The organism is Glycomyces halotolerans (assembly GCF_054779575.1).
In genome coordinates this window covers 105,155-124,049 of sequence record NZ_BAAGXZ010000007.1, presented here as the reverse complement: position 1 = coordinate 124,049, position 18,895 = coordinate 105,155, and the positions used below count along the sequence as shown (strand labels likewise).

Here is an 18,895-nt window from a genome sequence, read left to right as displayed (position 1 = left end):
TTTCTACCCGCCGCCTGGTCGAGTCGAGCGATTTTCGTCTAGATCGCGTCCGCTGGGGTCCCTTTTAGGCTGGACCGAGCCGCAGCGTGGACACAGCGGTGTAATTCGGCTCCTCGCCTCGGGGCCGCGAGCCGAAGTCCGATTTGTACAGAACGAGGCGGTGGGCGGTCCAGCTGGGTCCGTAGTAGCGCCGGAGGGTCAGCAGGTCCTGTGCGGCCTGCTGGTTGGTCACGCGGTCGCCGGGGCGGGCGAGGGTGACGTGGGGGCGGTACTGCTTCTGGTCGACCGGGAGGTCGGCGGCGAGCAGTCCGGCGCGGATGCGGTGGACGAGTCCGACGAGGCGGGCGACGTCGCCGTCGAGGCCGGCGTAGACGACCGAGTAGCGTCCGCGTCCGAATCGGCCGCCGCCCGATACGCACAGGCGCAGCGGGTCGCAGGTGGCGGCGGCGTCGGCGAGGACCTCGGCGGCCCGGCCGACCCGTTCGGTGGCGACCTCGCCGAGGTAGGCGACGGTGAGGTGCCAGTTCTCGGAGCGGACCAGGCGGCCCGACTGCGAAGGGCGGCGGGTCGAGGCGCCCGGTCGGCCCGGTGCGCTGCGGCGGGCGATGTTGAGGTCGGACACCACTTCGGCGAGGTCTGACACGGCGTTCTCGGGCAGCGGGAGCGCGGCGAAGAGGCGCTGTGTCCGCGTCTGCGTCTCGGCGACGGCGGCGACGGTGGCACTCACTGGATTCCCTCCAGGGGGCTCGCTCGGGGTAAGTGCCGCGCCCGGGGCCGATGGATGTGTCGGGCCGGCGCGGCGGGAGTTGTCGCGATGTGACTAATCCTCGCAGCAAGGCCGACTGTTAATTCAGTGAAATCCCATTGGACGGGACGGTAATTTCCGGGAAGTAACGACTAGGGCATCGCTTTTCCCGGCAGTGCCGCCGCCGTGCGGCGGACTCGGGCGTGCTTGAGGGCGTACGCCGCGGCGACCGCGACCACGGAGACGCCGCCGCCGAGCCAGAGGCCCGAGCGGGCCCCGGCGACTTCGCAGACCCAGCCGACCAGGGGCGCGAACACCGGGGTGGAGCCGAGGAACACCAGCAGGTAGACGCTGAGGACCCGGCCGCGGAAGTCGCTGGGCACGCCCATCTGGACGCGCTGGTTGGCGGCCTGGGCGAAGAAGACCATCGCGAAGCCGGCCGGGACCAGCAGGGCCATCGCCGCCGCGAGGGTCGGTCCGAAACCGACGGCGATCGTGGCCACGCCGAGGCCGAAGCCGGAGGCGAGCACCGCCCACACGCTGGGACGCCCCGAGCGGCGGCCCGAGGCCAGCGAGCCGACCAGGGCGCCGACGGCCAGCGAGGTGAGCAGCAGCCCGAAGCTGTCGGCGCCGGTGGCGAACTCGGTCTTGGCCATCATCGACAGGGTGATCGGGAAGTTGAAGGCGAAGCCGGAGACGAACAGGGTCACGAACAGCACGCCGAGCAGGTCGGGGCGGGAGGCGACCAGGCGCAGGGCCTCGCGGATGCCGCCCGAGGCGTCTTCGGAGCGCTGGACGGGGTTGGCGACTTCGTGCCGCAGCAGGACCGTGCAGGCGGCCGCCGGTCCGAGGAACGCGGCGGCGTTGATGGCGATGACGGTGCCGGTGCTGGTCAGGGCGATCAGGAGCCCGGCGATGGCCGGACCGGCGATGCGGCTGGTGTTGAAGATGGCCGATCCGAGCGAGATGGCGTTCGGGAAGGCCTCGCGGTCGACGATCTCGGCGTAGAAGGCCTGGCGGGCCGGGCCTTCGACCACCGAGACGGCGCCGAACAGGAACACGGCCAGGTAGACCATCCACAGTTGCACGACGCCGGTGATCACGACCGTCGCCAGCGCGCCGGCGACGGTGGCCGAGCCGAGGCTGGCGGCCAGGAGGACGATGCGCTTGTCGAGCGCGTCGGCGATCTTGCCGCCTTGGAGGCCGAACAGGAGGTAGGGGCCGAACTGGATGGCCAGTGAGAGGCCGAGGGCGGTGCCGGAGTCGCCGGTGAGTTCGAGGACGAGCCAGTTGACCGCGGTCGTCTGCAGCCAGAATCCGAGGGTCCCCAGCAGCTGTCCGGCCGCGAAGACGCGGTAGGCCGGGTAGGACAGGGCCCGGAACGTCCGGTGGAGTTGCGCTGCGATGGCAGGGGACATAGCGCCCCCAATGCTAGGTCACTTACCGGTCGGCAAGCTAGGATTTGAGACCGAATGCATACGAAAGACCAGGCGGGCCCGTTCGGGCCCGCCTGGTCGCATCGGTGTCGGTGATGGGTGTCGGCGATCGCCGGTCGTCGGCTCCGCCGCCTGCTCTCGACTCCGCCGCCGTGGTACTACCTTCGGCTCCGCCGCCGTGCTACTTCCCTTCGGCTCCGCCGAAGAGCACATCGTCCCAACCCGGAAGCTGGTTGCGCGGCTTCGAACCGGCGGCGGCCAGCGGCGGATTCACCTCGTCCTCGGCCGAGGAGCGCTTGCCCGGGCGCAGCACCGCCAGCGACGGCACCTCCGGGGTCTCCCGGTGGTCCGGCGCGGTCGTGCCCGGCAGGCCCAGCGAGGGCTGCCGGCTCTTGCGGCCGGACGGCTCGTCCAGCGGGCGCTCGAGCACCTCGCGCAGCCGGTCGCGGCGCAGCGGGTCGGACCGGTCCGCGTCGTCGTCGGCGACCCCGTGCAGCGGATCGCGCGAAGGACGCGCCGGCTCGCCCGGCCGCATACCGGTCTCGGCGACCACGTCGATCGGATCGCTGACCTGGCGCGGAGCCGGAGTCGACAGGAACTGGGCCATCTCGTCGTCGGGCGTGACCGTCTGGCGGGGCCGGTCGAGCTTCCAGCGGGCCCGCGCGGTGGTCTTGCCCGACGACCACGAGGCCTGCACCATCCATGAGCCGTCCTCGGTGCGCCAGGCGTCCCACGAGACCGCCTCCGGGTCGACCCCGTGCGCGCCGAGCTTCATGTCGACCACGTTGGACATCCGCTCGCCGCGCTCCGAAGTGGCCAGACGCGCCCTGCGGGCGGCCTGCGCCAGCATCGCGCGCTCCTGCAGCACCGGGCCGGCGTAACGCAGCACCCGGTCCACCGCGACCTGCGCCGAAGCGGCGATGTCCTCGGCCGACTCGCCGGAGCGGATGCGGGTCTGGATGTCGCGCGGCGACAGGTTCAACGCGGGGGCCGGCCGCTGCGGGGCCGGGCGCGAGGCGCCACTGGACGAGGAAGGGGCGGGACCGTCGGACTTCGGCTGGAGGGACTTTCCGTCGGAAGGCACCTCGACGGCCGCCGAGACCCGCTCGTCGAGCGGCAGCGCCAGCAGGCGCCCCAGCTCGTCGGCGAGCACCAGCGCGTGACCGTCCTCTGAGAGGGCTACGAACCGTACCGGCCTCATGCCTTTCACCCCTCGTGTTCATCGTCAGCGCCGCATTGCCGGGCTCATCCGAGCGTACGCCCAACCCTACCGGCGAACCACAACCACTGGGGGCCGATATTCCCTTCTAAGGAGTAGATTGGCGCTCATGCCGCCTGAGGAATCGCCCGAACCGGGGTCCTCGCGCCCGCGCGAGGCCCTGCAGCGGGTCAAACGGTCGCCCGAACTGCCCACACCAGGACCGGTGCCGGTCCGGATGACGCCCGTCGCCGCCGCCGGGACTCTGCTGTGGACGATCGGGTTCGCGTTGACCCAATTGTTCCGCGACCAACTCGCCGACTCCGGACGCGAATGGTGGGCCGCCTGCGCGCTCACCGGAGTGGCGCTCGGCCTCATCGGCACCGCCGCCATGGCGGTGCGGGACCGGCGCCGCTTCTCGAGCGGCGGTCACAAGACCTCGGAGCCCTCGTCGTCGTAGACGGTCTCCGACTGGGCCACGCCCTGCGGGGCGGTGTCGACGAACCGGTCGATCTGCGAATGCGCCCCGCAGCCGTGGTCGGCCGAGACGACCTTCCCGTCCTCGGAGGAGTACACGTTCGCGCAGGCGCCGAACACCAGCCGCATCGAGCCGGCCAGCGGCAGATAGAACCCGCACGTGCCGCAGCGGGCCGGCGCCGGAGCCGACTCGCTGATGGTGGCCCTCGGCCCCCGGTCGCCGTCGTACCAGCGCTGCGCCGTCTCAGCGCGTCCGGCGCGGTTCATCACCCGCTCGCGTCCCAGGCCGAGCTCGTGGGCGATGTCCTCGACCGCCTCGTCGTCGGAGTGCTGGTAGGCGGGCATGAGCCGGTCGTCGTCCTCTGAGGTCGGCAGGACTTCCCCGACGCCGACCTCTCCGGCTTCGAGGCGGTCCGACCACGGGACCCACTCGGGCGGGCGGAGCGCGTCGGGCCCCGGCAGCAGCGCGGTCTCGGACACGGTGCAGGCCCGGGCGCGCGGAGCGCGCGTGACGACCACGGCCCAGCGCCAGCCGCGGTAGCCCGCCAGCGTGCAGTCGAAGTAGTGGGTGACCACGCGGTCGGCCTCGGCCTCGACGCTCAGGTGCTCGCCGACGTCGTCGCCGGCCTCCTCGGCGGCCTGCCGGGCCAGCTCGACGGCGTCGGCGCAGATGCGGTCGAGACGCGGCTTGCGGATGCGGGTCTTAGCGGCGGTGTCAGGCACAAGTCCAAGGATAGGTCAAGCCTCCCCGGCGACAGCGCGGGTAGGTTTGGTGCCATGCGAATACTCGTCGTGTGCGCGGTGCCCGAGGAGGCCGATGCCGTCGAGGCCGGCCGCTCGCTCCGCCACGAGCTGGACGTCCTGGTCTGCGGGGTCGGACCGGCCGCCGCGGCGGCGGCCACCGCCCGCACCGTCGCCGAGAACAGCCACATGGGACGCGCCTACGACGTGGTCGTCAACGCCGGGATCTGCGGGGCCTTCCCCGGGCGCGCCCGCATCGGCGACGTGCTCATCGCCACCGACTCGGTCGCCGCCGAACTCGGCGTCGCCCTGCCCGGGCGCCTCCAGCCGCTCGACGAGCTCGGTTTCGGCTCGGCCCGCATCGGCTGCAACACCGTCCTGACCGTCGGCGTCGAAGGCGTCCGCGGCGAGATCCTCACACTGGCCTCGATCACCGGCTCCGACGCGCTGGCGTCCGAGCTGGCCGCCCGGTACCCGTCGGCGGTCGGCGAGGCCATGGAAGGGTTCGGCGTGGCCACCGCCGCCCAGCAGAGCGGCATCCCGTTCGCCGAGATCCGCACCGTCTCCAACTTCATCGGCGACCGCGACGTGGCCGGCTGGGACTGGAACGGCGCGCTCAAGGCGCTGACCGGAGCGATACGAGAACTGTGATGAGCGAGATCCACCTGGCGCACTCCCCGTGCCCCAACGACACGTACATCTACCACGCCTGGACCGCCGGGCTCGTCGACGGCCCGCCGACGCGGCTGACGTTCGCCGACATCGACGTGACCAACACCGCCTGCGCCAGAGGCGAGTTCGACGTCGCCAAGGTCTCCTACGCGGCGCTGCCGTACCTCGGCGAGGAATGGCGGCTGCTGCCGGCCGGCGGCGCGCTCGGCCGCGGCTGCGGGCCGCTGGTGATCACCGCCGGTCGGACCTCGCTCGAGGGCGCCAAGATCGCCGTGCCCTCGGACCGGAGCACCGCGTACCTGCTGCTGCGGCTGTGGCTCGACGACTCGGGCGGCACCGACGTCGACGTCGAGGTGGTGCCGTTCGACCAGATCATGCCGGCGGTGCTGGCGGGACGGTTCGACGCCGGACTGGTCATCCACGAGGCGCGGTTCACTTACCGCGACCTCGGCCTCGAGTGCCTGGTCGACCTCGGCCAGTGGTGGGAGGACCACACCGGCGGGCCGATCCCGCTGGGCGCGATCGTGGCCAAGTCCCACTTGGACGGCGAGGCGATCACCGCGACGATCCGGGCCTCGCTCGACTACGCCCGAGCCCGCCCCGAGGCCGGCCGCGACTACATCGCCGCCCACGCCCAGGAGCTGTCGGAGGAGGTGTGCCGCAGGCACATCGAGCTGTACGTCAACGAGTTCTCCCGCGACCTCGGCGACGACGGCCGCGAGGCGGTCCGGCGGCTGCTGGAGGGCGCCGCCGCGCTCGGCCTGGTGCCGAAGACCCGGATGGCCCTCACTTAGCACCGGTCGACTCCGGATGACCTGAACGAGGGAATCACCGGCTACGCTAGTCGGACTTGTCCGTACTCACCAGACGAGAATTTCGAGGTACAGCGGTGCCCAGTGGCCGAGTGAAATGGTTCGACGCCGAGAAGGGATTCGGCTTCGTCTCCCGCGACGACGGCGGCAAAGACGTGTTCGTCCACCGCGACGCGCTGCCCGAAGGCGTGGAAGAGCTCGCCAAGGGCCAGAAGGTCGAGTACAGCATCATCGACACCCGGCGCGGCGTCCAGGCGATGGGCGTCCACCTCGTGGCCACGCCGCAGGCGGCCCCCGCCGCGGCCCCCAAGCCGGGACGCTCGCCCGAAGAGCTCAACAGCCTCCTGCAGGACATGATCGGTGTGCTCGAGCAGCAGATCATGCCGCCGCTCTCGCGCGGCCGCAGACCGGACCGCAAGACCGCGGCCAAGATCGCCGAGATGCTCCGGGCCGTCGCCGACGATCTGGGCTGACCGGCCCGGCGAAGTAGTCTCTGAGAAGTGACTTCCCAGCCCGACCGCGTAGGCGCGCTCCTCGACCGACTCGCCTCCCTCGACTCGCTCCTGGTCGCCTTCTCCGGCGGCGCCGACTCGGCGTTCCTGCTGGCGGCCGGCGTGAAAGCGCTCGGCCCGGCCAAGGTCGAGGCCGCGACCGCCGTCTCGCCGTCCCTGGCGCCCAGCGAAATGGACCAGGCCCGCGACTTCGCCGCCGGGCTCGGCGTCGTCCACCACACGCCGGCGACCGACGAGCTTTCGCGCGAGGGCTACCGGGCCAACGCCGGCGACCGGTGCTACTTCTGCAAGACCGAGCTGATGAGCGTCCTGGCGCCCCTGGCGAGCGGGCGCGGCATCGACACGGTCGCGACCGGCACCAACGCCGACGACGTCGTGGCCGGATTCCGGCCGGGCATCCGCGCCGCCGCCCGGGCCGGGGCCATCACCCCGCTGGCCGACGCGGGCCTGACCAAGAGCGAGGTCCGCGCCGCCTCCAAAGCGTGGGACCTGGCCACCTGGGACAAGCCCGCCGCGGCGTGCCTGTCGAGCCGCATCGCCTACGGCGTCGAGGTCACCGCCGAGCGGCTCGGCCGGGTGGCGCGCGCCGAGTCGCGGCTGCGGCACGAGCTCGAACGGGCCCGGATACCGGTGCGGAACCTGCGCGTGCGCGACCTCGGTTCGGGCACCGCGAAGGTCGAGGTCGACGCCGAACTGGTGGCGGCCGTCGCGGCCCGCCCCGATGTGCTCGAGGCGGTCGAGGGCTTCACCGAAGTGCGGCTCGACGAGCGCGGCTTCCGCTCCGGGGCGATGAACGAACTGCTGCCCGACCCCGAGCGGTACCGGTAGGCCGAGTGCGGCCCGACGCGTCCGGTGAGACGGCGCTCGCGGTGATCGTCAGTGGAGGATGAGTCACGAGCGACCGCCTCACCGGCTTCATAACCCCTCGGGAACCCCTCAATACCCGAGGCATCCACCGTCCGCCGCCAGGCTGAGCGGCCCCTGAAGCGATCCTGTCAATTCCCTGAGTCGGGCGTGTTCTCTATATAACGGTAGGTACGCGGACCATAGGGGATGAACGGTCGCAATCTCCCCAAGGGAGGGTCGCGGCGGGCGCGGCGGCCGTGTAGAAACGGTGCTGTGGATCCCTCAGGCTGCTCCAGCGCCTACGAGCCGGCGTGCTCGATCGCCTGCGGCGCACCGCTGGAAGGCGCCTGCGGCCCGGGAGGGCCGTGCAACGCCTGCTCGGCGGCCTGCGGCGGCCCCTCCGATCCCGGGCCGTGGTCGGCCGCGGCGGCGTCCGTGTTCGGCTTCGCCCGGCTCACCCCGCAGCGACTGGAGCGAGCCCGGTCACGGCACCGCGCCGGCCCGAAGACGGCGGGGCTGCGGCTCATCGCGGCCTACCGGCGATGGCTGTCGCCGCGGACGGGCGTCGGATGCCGCTACGTCCCTTCATGTTCGGGCTTCGGATACCGGGCGGTGCGCCGCTACGGGCTGTGGGCCGGGGGCCGGCTGGCGCTGGCCCGGGTGCTGCGCTGCCGCCCCGGGGTGGCCCCGGGCACCCATGATCCGGTGCCCGGCACCGGGGGCGAACGTTAAAATCCTCGCCATGAGCGACGTGAAGCTTTCCAAGCAGCATCCCCAGGCCAGGCCCGAGGAGGGCTCGAGGCACGGCGAGTTCGATGTCAAGTTCGGCCGGATCGGCGCTTCGGCGCCGTTCGGCAAGAGCAACTTCCCGATGCCGGTCGACAGGCTGTACTACGAGCACCCCGAGCCCGCCCCGCCGCGCATCCTGGACGAGGAGCGGCACTGACACAACCGGACTGCAAGTCATTGCGGGAAGGTTGTAAGAGAATTTCATAGGTGGTATGTTCTTGCGCACACGGGGCGCCGACGCCCCGTGCCCCTTCATCGACCCCGGAGGATGAGACGCGATGCGGCGTACCACCCGAACCGCGGCGGGAGTGCTGGTCTCGGCACTGGCCCTCACCGCCTGCAACACCCCCGACGAACCCCCGGGCCGGGCATGGGACGAGGAGCCCTCCGACGCCCGCCTCGCCGAACTGGCCGCCGACGCGGGACGAGCGGCCGAGCAGTTCTACTTCGTCATGACCGACCGCTTCGCCGACGGCGACGGCGCCAACAACACCGGCTCGATCACCGGCGACGCCCTCGACCACGGCTTCGACCCGACCCGGCGGCAGTTCTACCAAGGCGGCGACCTCGCCGGCGTCGAGCAGCACCTCGACTACATCGAGGGCCTCGGCACCACCGCCATCTGGCTCACCCCCGTCGTGGTCAACCAGCCGGTGCAGGTCACCGACGCCTGGACCGGCTCGGGCTACCACGGCTACTGGGGCACCGACTTCACCGCCGTCGACCCGCACCTGGGCGACGACGAGGCGCTCCAGAGCCTCATCGACGCCGCCCACGAGCGCGACATCAAGATCTACCTCGACATCGTCGTGAACCACACCGCCGACGTCATCCAGTACGCCGAGGACTCCAGCGCCTACATCTCGAAAGCCGACCAGCCGTACCTCGACGCCGACGGCCGACCCTTCGACGACGCGAACTACGCCGCTTCGAGCGAATTCCCCGAGGTGAACGGGGACTCCTACCCGTACACGCCCGTCCTCGAGGACGGCGAGGCCGACCGCAAACGGCCCGCATGGCTCAACGATCCGGCGATGTACCACAACCGCGGCGAGTCGACCTTCTCCGGCGAGTCGTCCACCTACGGCGACTTCGCCGGACTCGACTCGCTGTGGACCGAGCGGCCCGAGGTAGTCGACGGCTGGATCGACGTCTACTCCGACTGGATCACCGAATCCGGCGTCGACGGCTTCCGGCTCGACACCGTCAAACACGTCAACCTCGAATTCTGGCCGCAATTTCTTGCAGGCATCCGCGAAGCCGCCGACTCCCGAGGCGTCGACTTCTTCGCCTTCGGCGAGGTCTACTCCGGCGACCCGCTGGTGACCAGCGAATACGTCCGCAAGGGTCACCTCGACGCCGTGCTCGACTTCGGCTTCCACGGCGCCGCGACCGGATTCGTCACCGGATCGTCCGGACCCGAGGCCCTCGGCACCCTCTACGACTCCGACCCGCTGTACACCGCCCGCGACACCGACGCGACCTCGATGCCGACATTCGTGTCCAACCACGACGCCGGCCGCCTCGGCACCCACATCGTCGACAGCACCGACGAGAGCACCTGGCTCGACCGGGCGATCCTCGCCGAGGAGCTCATGTTCCTCACCCGCGGCCAGCCGGTCGTCTACTACGGCGACGAGCAGGGATTCACCGGATCCGGCGGCGACGACTACTCGCGCCAGACCATGTTCGCCTCCCAAGTGGACGAATACCTCGACGACGAGATCATCGGCGCCGACACCACGCACGCCGAGGACCACTACGACACCGAGCACCCGATCTACCGGGCCATCGCCGAACTGGGGCGGCTCCGCGAAGACCACCGGGCGCTGAGCGACGGCATCCAGATCACCCGCTCGACCGAGAACGGCGTGTTCGCCTTCTCCCGCGTGCACGACGAAGACGGCGTCGAATACCTCGTCGCGATCTCGAACGCCGAGACCGAGCAGACCGTCGAAGTCGAGACCTACTCCGAGGCCTTCACCCGGATCTACGGCGACGGCTCGATCGACGCCGCGGACGGCGAGGCGTCGATCACCGTGCCGCCGCTGTCGGCGACGGTCTTCCGCGCCGACGGGACCGTCCCGACCGGCCAGGCGCCGACCATAAGCCTCGAAGTCGCCGCGGAGTCGGCCACGACCGCGCACGTCAGCGCCGACGTGACCGGCGACCCGCTCGCCCGCGTCGCCTTCGCCGCCAGCGTCGACGGCGGCGAATGGACCTACGTCGGCACCGCGCCCGGCCCCGACCACCGGGTCGCCTTCGACCTGGCCGGACTCGGCGGCGGCGCGACCGTCGAATTCAAGGCCACCGTGCTCGACCGCGGCCACCGCACCGCCTCGGACAAGGCGACCACGACCGTCGCCACTCCCGCCCAGGCCGGCGGATCGCTCACCTGGGCGAACGTCCACTACGACGGCGACCCCGAGCAGTGGGGCCTGTACGTGTGGGGCGACGTCGCCGACTCCTCGAGCACCGTCTGGCCCGAATCCAACCCGTTCAGCGGCGAGACCGCCTACGGGAACTTCGCGCCGATCCGACTCGCCGAGAACGCGAGCGAAGTCGGCTACCTCGTGATCGACGAGACCGGCGAGAAGGACCACGCCGCCGACCGGACCTTCGATCCGAGCGCCGACCCCGAGATCTGGCTCAGCGCCGGGACCGGCGACGTGGCGCACTCCCTGGCCGAAGCCAGCGGCCACGTCACCGTCCACGCCCGGGACGACGGCACCGACTGGGGCCTGCACCTGTGGGGCGAGGCGCTCGCCGACGGCGTCGCCACCGACTGGGCGGCGCCGAGGCCCCCGGACGGCACCGACCAGTGGGGACCGTACTGGAACGTCCCGGTCGACGACGTCGACGCCGAGATGGGCGTCATCGTCCACGCCGGAGACACCAAGCTCCACGAGTCCGACATCCTGCTCACCCCCTCGCAGAACGGCGAGACCTGGGTGACCGCCGCCGGGCCGCACCCCACTCGGGCCGCGGCCGAGGGCGAGGCCGTCATCCACTACCAGCGCCCCGACGGCGACCTCGACGGCTGGACCCTGCACACCTGGGAAGGCGCGGCCGAGCCGACCGACTGGAACGCCGGACTGGAGCCGGTCCGCACCGACTCCTGGGGCGCGGTCTTCGAAGTGGACCTCGCCGACGGCGCCGAAGCGCTGTCCTACATCCTCCACCGGGACGACGAGAAGGACCTGCCCGCCGACCAGCGGCTCGAATTCGCCGAATACGGCCACGAAGTCTGGATCACCGCGGCCACCGAAGGCTACGTGCGCCCGGCCGGGGCCTCGAACTCGCGCACGCAGGACCTCGACCCGACCAAGGAACGGGCGATCTGGCTCGACCGGGACACGATCGCTCTCGACACCGGCGCCACCGACGGCAAGATCTTCGAACTGCTGGCCAGCGCGGACGGTTCGATCACGGTCGAGGACGGCGAGCTGACCGGGGACTTCGCGTCGATCGGTCTGACGCCGTCGGGCGGGCTGACCGAGGCCCAGCGCCGGGCGTACCCCGAGTACTGGGACTACCGGGCCTTCAAGGTCGATTCGGGGGCCGATGTCAAGAAGGCGCTTCGCGGGCAGTTGGTGGCGGTCGAGCGCGACCACACCGGGAAGGCGTGGCTGGCGACCGGCGTGCAGATCGCCGGCGCACTGGATTCGGTCTACGCCGCGGCGGTCGACGCCGATCTGGGTCTGACTTGGGAGAAGGGGAAGCCGACCCTGTCGGTGTGGGCGCCGACGGCGCGGTCGGTGAGCCTGGAGCTGTACGACGCCCCCGGCGCCGAGCCCACGGTCCATCGGATGCATCGGAACGGATCGACGGGCGTCTGGTCGGTCAAGGGGAAGCGGGCCTGGGACCGGGCGTACTACCGCTTCGCCGTCGAGGTGTGGCATCCGGCGACGCAGCGGGTCGAGTCGTATTCGGTGACCGACCCGTATTCGGTGTCGCTGGCGGCCGACTCGACGCACAGCCAGATCGTGGACCTGGACGACGAGGATCTGCAGCCGGAGGGCTGGGACGAGTGGTCGAAGCCCGCGGCGGTGGAGCCGGCCTCGGCGCAGGTGTGGGAGGTCCACGTCCGTGACTTCTCGATCGCCGACGAGTCGGTGCCGGCCGAGTTGCGCGGTACGTATGCGGCGTTCGCGCAGTCCGATTCGGTCGCGGTCGGGCACCTCGCGGAGTTGGCCGAGGCGGGTCTGACGCATGTGCACCTGCTGCCGACGTTCGACATCGCGACGGTTCCGGAGACGGGGCGGGTCGAGCCGGGCTGCGATCTGGGTTCGTTCGCGCCGGATTCGGCCGAGCAGCAGGCGTGCGTGGGCGAGGTGCGGGCTTCGGATTCGTACAACTGGGGTTACGATCCGCTGCACTTCAACGCTCCGGAGGGGTCGTACGCGACCGACCCTGAGGGGACGCGGCGGATCCTGGAGTACCGCCGGATGGTGCAGGCGCTGGGCGAGTTGGGGCTGCGGGTGGTCAACGACGTGGTCTACAACCACACCTCGGCGTCCGGGGTGGACGGGAAGTCGGTGCTGGACCGGATCGTGCCGGGCTACTACCACCGGCTCGACGGCGACGGCGAGGTCTACACGTCGACGTGCTGCCAGAACACGGCGCCCGAGCACGCGATGTTCGGGAAGTTCGTGGTCGAGTCGACGGTGCTGTGGGCCGAGGCGTACCGGGTCGACGGGTTCCGGTTCGACTTGATGGGGCACCACCCGAAGGACAACATCCTGGCGGTCAGGGCCGTGCTCGACGAGATCGACCCGGACCTGCTGCTGTACGGGGAGGGCTGGGACTTCGGCGAGGTCGCCGGGGACGCCTTGTTCGAGCAGGCGACGCAGCGGAACATGGCCGGCACCGGCATCGGGACGTTCAACGACCGGATGCGCGACGCGGTGCGCGGCGGTGGGCCGTTCGACGCCGATCCTCGGGTGCAGGGATTCGGTTCGGGCCTGTGGAGTGAGGACAACGGTTCGGGTACCGCCGCCGACCTGCTCGGCGAGCTGCTTCACGCCGGGGATTTGACGAAGCTGGGTCTGGTCGGCAATCTGGCCGGTTACACGTTCGTGGCCTCCGACGGGCGTCTGGTGTCGGGCGCCGAGCTCGATTACAACGGTGCGGCCGCGGGTTACACGGCCGCGCCGGGCGAGGCGGTGAACTATGTCGACGCGCATGACAACGAGATCCTGTTCGATGCGCTGGCGTACAAGCTCGACGGCGCTGTGACCGGCGCGGATCGGGCGCGGATGCAGGTGTTGAGCCTGTCGACGGCGGTGTTGAGCCAGGGCACGGGTTTCGTGACCGCGGGTTCGGAGCTGCTGCGGTCGAAGTCGCTGGACCGGGACTCGTACGACTCGGGCGACTGGTTCAACGCGATCCGGTGGGACTGCGGCGGCGCGGCGGGCTTCGGGACCTCGACGAACGGTTTCGGTTCGGGGCTGCCGCCGGCGTGGACGAGCGAGGACAAGTGGCCTTACGCGGCCGAGGCGATCGGGCGGGTAGGCGAGCCGAGTTGCGAGGACATCGGTCTGGCGAGCGGGAGGTACGCGGAGCTGCTGCGGATCGCCTCGTCGACGCGGGCGTTCAGTGTCGGGGACGCCGAGGAGGTGTCGGCGCGGGTGTCGTTCCCGTTGTCGGGTGAGGGCGAGACGCCGGGCGTGATCACGATGGTCGTCGATCTCGAGGGGCTCGAGGACGCCTTCGAGACGGTGACGGTGGTCTTCAACGCCACGCCGGAGGCGGTCGATCAGACGGTCGGCGATCTGGCCGGTTCGGGCGCGGGACTGCACCCGGTGCTGGCCGAGTCGGTCGATCCGGCGTTCGCCGAGGCGTCGTTCGACGACGGGTCGGGGACGTTCACGGTGCCGGCCCGGACGGTGGGCGTGTTCGTGAGTTAACGCATTCGGCCTTGACAGGCCGGGAATACTGGGGAGAACTTTCGGATCCCTGAAACCGGGGCGGACGCGCGGCGTCCGTCCCGGTTTAGTGTCCGGTCCGCCGCGGAAGAGGGTCGCTGTGGTTTTCGACGTGTCCGGATACGATTCGTGTCATGACCTACCCCCAGCAAGGCTCGCCCGGCGACCCGAATTTTCAGCCGCAGCCCGGCTCGCAGCCGCCCGGTTACGTCCCCGGCCAGGCCGGGCCCGAGTACGGCCGGCAGCAGCCGCAGTACACGCAGCCGGACATGGCGCAGCCGGCCTATCCCTATCAGCCGCAGCCCGGTTATCAGCCGCAGCCGGGCTATGCGGACCCGTACGGGCAGTACGGGCCTCCGCCGGTGCAGCCGACCAGCAAGGGCGGTGCGGGCACCGCGATCCTCATCGTCGTGGTGCTGGTGCTGATGATCGGCGGCGGCGTCGCCGGGTATCTGCTGCTCGGTGATTCCGAGGAGGGTCGGACCACGGCCGGGGACGACACGGCTTCGGAGGCGGCGCCGAGCGAGGACGCCGAGGAGCCGACCGGCGATGGAGAGTCGTCGCAGGAGGCTCCGGCGCCGGACGGCGACGCGTTGACGGTGGCGTCGCTGGGCGCGAGGACGCCGCTGCCGGAGAGCGGGGACTGGGCGCCTTCGACCGGTCCGGGCGGGCTCGGCGCGCTGAGCGACGACGCCCATTCGATTCACGTGCAGCACACCGAGAACTGGATCTCCTACCTGGAGGTCGGGTTGGTGAGCACGCTGTATGTCGACTACGACCCGGGCGATCTGGAGGGCAGTGCGGCCTCGGCGATGGAGGCGTGGACGCTGAGCGGCGCGTTCGACAGCACCGAGGACATGGAGGTCTCGGAGACCGAGTTCACCGAGGCGGAGGTCGACGGTCGTCCGGCGGTGCTGGCCGAGACGCGGGTGTCGTGGACGTCGAGTCCGAACACCGAGGACCTGTACGAGGATGTGGCGATCATGCTGGTCGACGTCGACGGCGCGAACGGGTTCATCGGGATCGCCAGTGTGCCGGAGTCGGGCACCGACTTCCGCCAGGCCGCGGTCGACGCGCTGCTGGCCACGACGTTCGAGGACGAGACGGCCTGACCCGCGGGCCGGGAGCGGTTCGGCTCGCGCGTGCGGTGCGGTCGCGGTGTCGGGCCACGACCGGGTGAACCGTGCGGGCGCGGTGGAGAACGCTCCGTCGCTCCGGCGAGTGAAAGCCCTGCTCGCCATTGCCTCCGTCACCTCCGCGAGTCGCGTCCGCGGGCCGGTTCCCGAGTGGTCCGTCGGTAGCCTTGGTGTGCCCTTCGGTGCGCGGTGCGATGGTCCGTCGCCGCGTTGGACGCCGACAGCACGCTCAAGGAGACTTCGTGGACTTTGGAACGCCCGTCGCCGGGCGCTACCGACTCGACCGGCACATCGCCTCGGGAGGCATGGGCGAGGTGTGGCGAGGTTTCGACGAGGTGCTCGAGCGCCCGGTCGCCGTCAAGATGCTCCACAGGGGACCTGATGAGGCGCTGCGGACGGGCGACCGGTTCGCCAGGGAGGCCAAGATCCTCGCGAGTCTGCGGGGGCCGGGCCTGGTGGAGGTGTACGACTACGGCGAGGTGGGGACAACGCCGATGCGCTACATCGTCATGGAGCTCGTCGAGGGCCGACCGCTGACGGCCGTGCTGGCCGAGCACGGCCGCCTGTCGCCCCGCCGGACGCTGCGGTACGTGGCCGCGACCGCCGAGGCGCTCGACATCGCCCACCGCAGCGGCGTGGTCCACCGCGACATCAAGCCCGGCAACCTGCTGGTCGAATCCGGCGGCGGGCTCCGCGTGGTCGACTTCGGGATCTCCTTGATCGACAGCGAAGCGCGGCTGACCTCGCCCAAAGGCATACTGGGGACGCTCTCGTACGTCTCGCCCGAGCAGCTCAGCGGCCGGGAGGTGCGCGGCGCGGCCGACTTCTATTCGCTCGGCGCGGTCGCCTACGAGTGCCTCACCGGGGCGCCGCCGTTCACCAGCGACGATCCACGCGGCGTCATCCACCGGCACCTCTACGAGGATCCCCCGCCGCTGCCGGGCGACGTTCCGCCGGCGGTGTCCGACATCGTCATGCGGTGCATGCGGAAGAACCCGACCGAACGCTTCGGGTCCGGAGCGGAGCTCGCCGCGGCCTGCCGGGCCGTGGCCGAGACCGGGGACCTCGGCGGCCCCGCGGAGGCGACCGGTCCCGTGCAGGTCGGACCGTCGAGCGAGGCCGACGACGGCAGGCGGCGGCGGTTCCTGGTGGCCCTGATCGCGGCGCTCCTGGCGTTCACCGTGGTCGGCGCCGTGTCGATCTGGCGGCCCTGGGCGCCGGCGCAGGCCGACTCCGAGCCGGGCGAGGGCGGCCTCGCCGCGGCGACCGAGACCGCGAACGCCGATCAGCGGTCCGCGGCCACCACCCCGTCGCCGTCGACGACGACCACGGCGGCGGCCGACGACGAGCCGACCGGCGAGGCGGCGACCGAGCGGCCGCGCCCGGCTCCCCCGTCGCCGAGCGGCGATGCCTCCTCGAGCCCCGAGCCGGCGACCGACGGCGACCTGCCCGACGTCGTCGGCATGGACGCGGCCGAGGCGCGGGACCGCCTCAACGCGCTGGGCTGGACCGACGTGAGGATCCGGTCCACGCTCCTGCCCGGCTCCGGGGCCTCCACCGAAGGGTGCTCGATCGTCTCTCAGCATCCCGACGGCGGCGAGACCGTCGGCTTCGACGAGGCCGTCAGGATCAACTACTACGGGCTTCGCGACTGCCCGTGAGACGACGAACCCGGTCCGCCGCGGCGGACCGGGTTCGGACGGCTCGACCGGCTAGAACGCCTCGTCGGGCACGTCCATGACCGTCAGGTCGGCGGCCTCGACGATCTTGCGGTCGGCGGTCAGGCGCGGCAGGACCTCGCGGGAGAAGAACTTCGCGACCGCGACCTTGCCGCGGTAGAAGTCGTCGTCGGACCCGCCGTCGAGCTTGGCCTGGGCGACCTCGGCCTGGCGCAGCAGCAGCCAGCCGACCACGAGGTCGCCGACGGCCAGCAGCAGACGCCGCGAGTGGAGCCCGGCCTTGTACAGGTCGCGCGGACGCCCCTCCATCGGGCCGGTCAGCGCCGGCTGCAGGGCCTCGAGGATGCCCTGGACGTCGCCGAGGGCCCGCTGGACGCGGGCGCGGACGTCGGCCAGTTCCGCGTGGCCCTCCTCGGTGGTGGCCATGATCTCGCCGGCGACGGACATGAGCGCCTCGCCGTTGTCCTTGATGATCTTGCGGAACAGGAAGTCCAGGCTCTGGATGGCGGTGGTGCCCTCGTAGAGGCTGTCGATCTTGGCGTCGCGCAGGTACTGCTCGATCGGGTAGTCCTGGAGGTAGCCCGAGCCGCCGAACGTCTGGAGCGACTCGGAGCCGAGCAGCTCGAAGGCCCGCTCCGACCCGCAGCCCTTGACCAGCGGCAGCAGGAGGTCGTTGACGCGCTTGGCGGCCTCGGCGGCCTCCTCGTCGCCGTCGGTCTGGGCCAGGTAGGTCCTGTCCTGCCAGGAGGCGGTGTAGGAGACCAGGGCGCGCAGGCCCTCGGCGTAGCTCTTCTGCATCATCAGGGACCGGCGCACGTCCGGGTGCTTGATGATCGGCACCCGCGGCGAGGCCTTGTCGCTCGCCTGCAGCAGGTCCGGGCCCTGGACGCGGCTCTTGGCGTAGTCGAGCGCGTTGAGGTAGCCGGTCGAGAGCGTCGCGATGGCCTTGGTGCCGACCATCATGCGCGCGTACTCGATGATGAGGAACATCTGGCGGATGCCCTCGTGCCGGCCGCCGAGCAGCCAGCCCTTCGCGGGGGTCTTCTCGCCGAAGGTCAGCTCGGCGGTCGCCGAGACCTTCAGACCCATCTTGTGCTCGATGTTGGTGGCGACCACGCCGTTGCGCTCGCCGAGTTCGCCGGTCTCGGGATCGAAGTGGTACTTCGGCACGATGAACAGGCTCAGGCCCTTGGTGCCGGGGCCGCCGACGCCCTCTTCGCCGACCGGGCGGGCGAGCACGTAGTGGATGATGTTGTCCGACAGGTCGTTCTCGCCGCTGGTGATGAACCGCTTGACGCCCTCGATGTGCCAGGAGCCGTCGGGTTGCTTGTAGGCCTTGGCGCGGCCGGCGCCGACGTCGGAGCCGGCGTCGGGTTCGGTGAGGACCATGGTCGCGCCCCACTGCTTCTCGATGAAGAGCTTGGCCCACTCCTGCTGTTCCTCGGTGCCTTCGATGAACAGGCTGTGGGCGAAGGAGGGACCCGCGGCGTACATCCACAGCGCCGGGTTGGCGCCCAGCACGAGCTCGGCCATCGACCACCAGAGCATGCGGGGGGCGACGGTGCCGCCGAGCACCTCGGGCAGGTCCAGGCGCCAGTACTCGGCGTCCATGAACGCCCGGTAGGACTTCTTGAAGGCCTCCGGGAGCGTCACCGTCTGCGTCGCGGTGTCGTAGACCGGCGGGTTGCGGTCGCCTTCGACGAAGCTGGCGGCGAGCTCCTCCTCGGACAGGCGCGCGAGCTCGCCGAGGACGTCGCGCGCGGTCTCGATGTCGAGGTCGCCGAACGCCCGGTGGTCGAGGATCTTGTCGGCTCCGAAGACCTCGAAGAGGTTGAACTCCAGGTCCCGAAGGTTGTGGCGGAAGTGCGTCATTGCGGGTCCTCCATTACTTGGTGGTAACCACCATCATATTACTCGCCGGTAGG

14 protein-coding genes and 1 pseudogene are annotated in these 18,895 nt (G+C 71.0%); 10 read left to right on the top strand and 5 right to left on the bottom strand.

What is annotated here, in order from left to right; genetic code table 11:
* Nucleotides 1–64 precede the first annotated feature (64 nt).
* The 3 genes from thpR to sepH all read right to left on the bottom strand — a co-directional run bounded on the left by thpR (nt 65) and on the right by sepH (nt 3,382).
* Nucleotides 65–727, bottom strand: a complete 663-nt coding sequence (gene thpR / locus ACYVL2_RS08650; protein ID WP_460542241.1) for a 2'-5' RNA ligase family protein — start codon at nt 725–727, stop codon at nt 65–67.
* A gap of 170 nt (nt 728–897) precedes the next feature.
* Nucleotides 898–2,163, bottom strand: coding sequence for an MFS transporter (locus ACYVL2_RS08645; protein ID WP_460542239.1), 1,266 nt, complete (start codon nt 2,161–2,163; stop codon nt 898–900).
* A gap of 199 nt (nt 2,164–2,362) precedes the next feature.
* Nucleotides 2,363–3,382 (bottom strand): septation protein SepH, encoded by a 1,020-nt coding sequence (gene sepH, locus ACYVL2_RS08640; protein WP_460542237.1) that lies wholly within the window; start codon nt 3,380–3,382, stop codon nt 2,363–2,365.
* Here sepH and ACYVL2_RS08635 point away from each other — a divergent pair.
* Nucleotides 3,381–3,839 (top strand): DUF2530 domain-containing protein, encoded by a 459-nt coding sequence (locus tag ACYVL2_RS08635; RefSeq protein ID WP_460542235.1) that lies wholly within the window; start codon nt 3,381–3,383, stop codon nt 3,837–3,839. The two genes, sepH and ACYVL2_RS08635, sit on opposite strands and share 2 nt — an antisense overlap.
* Here the strand turns inward: ACYVL2_RS08635 and ACYVL2_RS08630 are convergent.
* Nucleotides 3,812–4,579: pseudogene (locus ACYVL2_RS08630) on the bottom strand (DUF3027 domain-containing protein); the annotation flags it as partial. The gene ACYVL2_RS08635 and the pseudogene ACYVL2_RS08630 sit on opposite strands and share 28 nt — an antisense overlap.
* Nucleotides 4,580–4,633: 54 nt before the next feature.
* Between ACYVL2_RS08630 and mqnB the strand changes: the two are divergent.
* The 9 genes from mqnB to ACYVL2_RS08585 all read left to right on the top strand — a co-directional run bounded on the left by mqnB (nt 4,634) and on the right by ACYVL2_RS08585 (nt 16,952).
* A complete protein-coding gene (gene mqnB / locus ACYVL2_RS08625) occupies nt 4,634–5,248 on the top strand; it encodes a nucleoside phosphorylase-I family protein (RefSeq protein WP_460542233.1) in 615 nt (204 codons plus the stop codon).
* A complete protein-coding gene (locus ACYVL2_RS08620; protein ID WP_460542231.1) occupies nt 5,248–6,063 on the top strand; it encodes a 1,4-dihydroxy-6-naphthoate synthase in 816 nt (271 codons plus the stop codon). The genes mqnB and ACYVL2_RS08620 overlap by 1 nt, the downstream gene beginning before the upstream one ends.
* A gap of 95 nt (nt 6,064–6,158) precedes the next feature.
* Nucleotides 6,159–6,554, top strand: a complete 396-nt coding sequence (locus ACYVL2_RS08615) for a cold-shock protein (protein ID WP_460542229.1) — start codon at nt 6,159–6,161, stop codon at nt 6,552–6,554.
* Nucleotides 6,555–6,581: 27 nt separating this feature from the next.
* On the top strand, nt 6,582–7,421 hold the full coding sequence (larE, locus tag ACYVL2_RS08610) for an ATP-dependent sacrificial sulfur transferase LarE (protein WP_460542227.1): 840 nt from the start codon (nt 6,582–6,584) through the stop codon (nt 7,419–7,421).
* Between the two features lie 291 nt (nt 7,422–7,712).
* The gene (gene yidD / locus ACYVL2_RS08605; protein ID WP_460542225.1) at nt 7,713–8,171 is read left to right on the top strand and encodes a membrane protein insertion efficiency factor YidD; all 459 of its coding nucleotides are present in this window, start codon (nt 7,713–7,715) and stop codon (nt 8,169–8,171) included.
* Nucleotides 8,172–8,181: 10 nt separating this feature from the next.
* The gene (locus ACYVL2_RS08600; protein ID WP_460542223.1) at nt 8,182–8,385 is read left to right on the top strand and encodes a hypothetical protein; all 204 of its coding nucleotides are present in this window, start codon (nt 8,182–8,184) and stop codon (nt 8,383–8,385) included.
* A gap of 121 nt (nt 8,386–8,506) precedes the next feature.
* Nucleotides 8,507–14,137, top strand: a complete 5,631-nt coding sequence (locus ACYVL2_RS08595; protein ID WP_460542221.1) for an alpha-1,6-glucosidase domain-containing protein — start codon at nt 8,507–8,509, stop codon at nt 14,135–14,137.
* Nucleotides 14,138–14,289: 152 nt separating this feature from the next.
* A complete protein-coding gene (locus ACYVL2_RS08590; RefSeq protein ID WP_460542219.1) occupies nt 14,290–15,267 on the top strand; it encodes a flagellar basal body-associated FliL family protein in 978 nt (325 codons plus the stop codon).
* Between the two features lie 266 nt (nt 15,268–15,533).
* Nucleotides 15,534–16,952, top strand: coding sequence for a serine/threonine-protein kinase (locus ACYVL2_RS08585; RefSeq protein ID WP_460542217.1), 1,419 nt, complete (start codon nt 15,534–15,536; stop codon nt 16,950–16,952).
* A 51-nt stretch (nt 16,953–17,003) separates the two neighbouring features.
* Here the strand turns inward: ACYVL2_RS08585 and ACYVL2_RS08580 are convergent, their stop codons facing one another.
* Nucleotides 17,004–18,842 (bottom strand): acyl-CoA dehydrogenase, encoded by a 1,839-nt coding sequence (locus tag ACYVL2_RS08580; RefSeq protein WP_460542215.1) that lies wholly within the window; start codon nt 18,840–18,842, stop codon nt 17,004–17,006.
* Nucleotides 18,843–18,895: the final 53 nt, after the last annotated feature.

Bases quoted from the DNA above. Each gene is read 5' to 3' on its own strand.
- ACYVL2_RS08600 (WP_460542223.1), top strand. From the start codon at position 8,182: ATGAGCGACGTGAAGCTTTCCAAGCAGCATCCCCAGGCCAGGCCCGAG.
- ACYVL2_RS08595 (WP_460542221.1), top strand. From the start codon at position 8,507: ATGCGGCGTACCACCCGAACCGCGGCGGGAGTGCTGGTCTCGGCACTG.
- sepH (WP_460542237.1), bottom strand. From the start codon at position 3,382: ATGAGGCCGGTACGGTTCGTAGCCCTCTCAGAGGACGGTCACGCGCTG.
- ACYVL2_RS08645 (WP_460542239.1), bottom strand. From the start codon at position 2,163: ATGTCCCCTGCCATCGCAGCGCAACTCCACCGGACGTTCCGGGCCCTG.
- mqnB (WP_460542233.1), top strand. From the start codon at position 4,634: ATGCGAATACTCGTCGTGTGCGCGGTGCCCGAGGAGGCCGATGCCGTC.
- ACYVL2_RS08590 (WP_460542219.1), top strand. From the start codon at position 14,290: ATGACCTACCCCCAGCAAGGCTCGCCCGGCGACCCGAATTTTCAGCCG.
- ACYVL2_RS08580 (WP_460542215.1), bottom strand. From the start codon at position 18,842: ATGACGCACTTCCGCCACAACCTTCGGGACCTGGAGTTCAACCTCTTC.
- ACYVL2_RS08620 (WP_460542231.1), top strand. From the start codon at position 5,248: ATGAGCGAGATCCACCTGGCGCACTCCCCGTGCCCCAACGACACGTAC.
- ACYVL2_RS08635 (WP_460542235.1), top strand. From the start codon at position 3,381: ATGCCTTTCACCCCTCGTGTTCATCGTCAGCGCCGCATTGCCGGGCTC.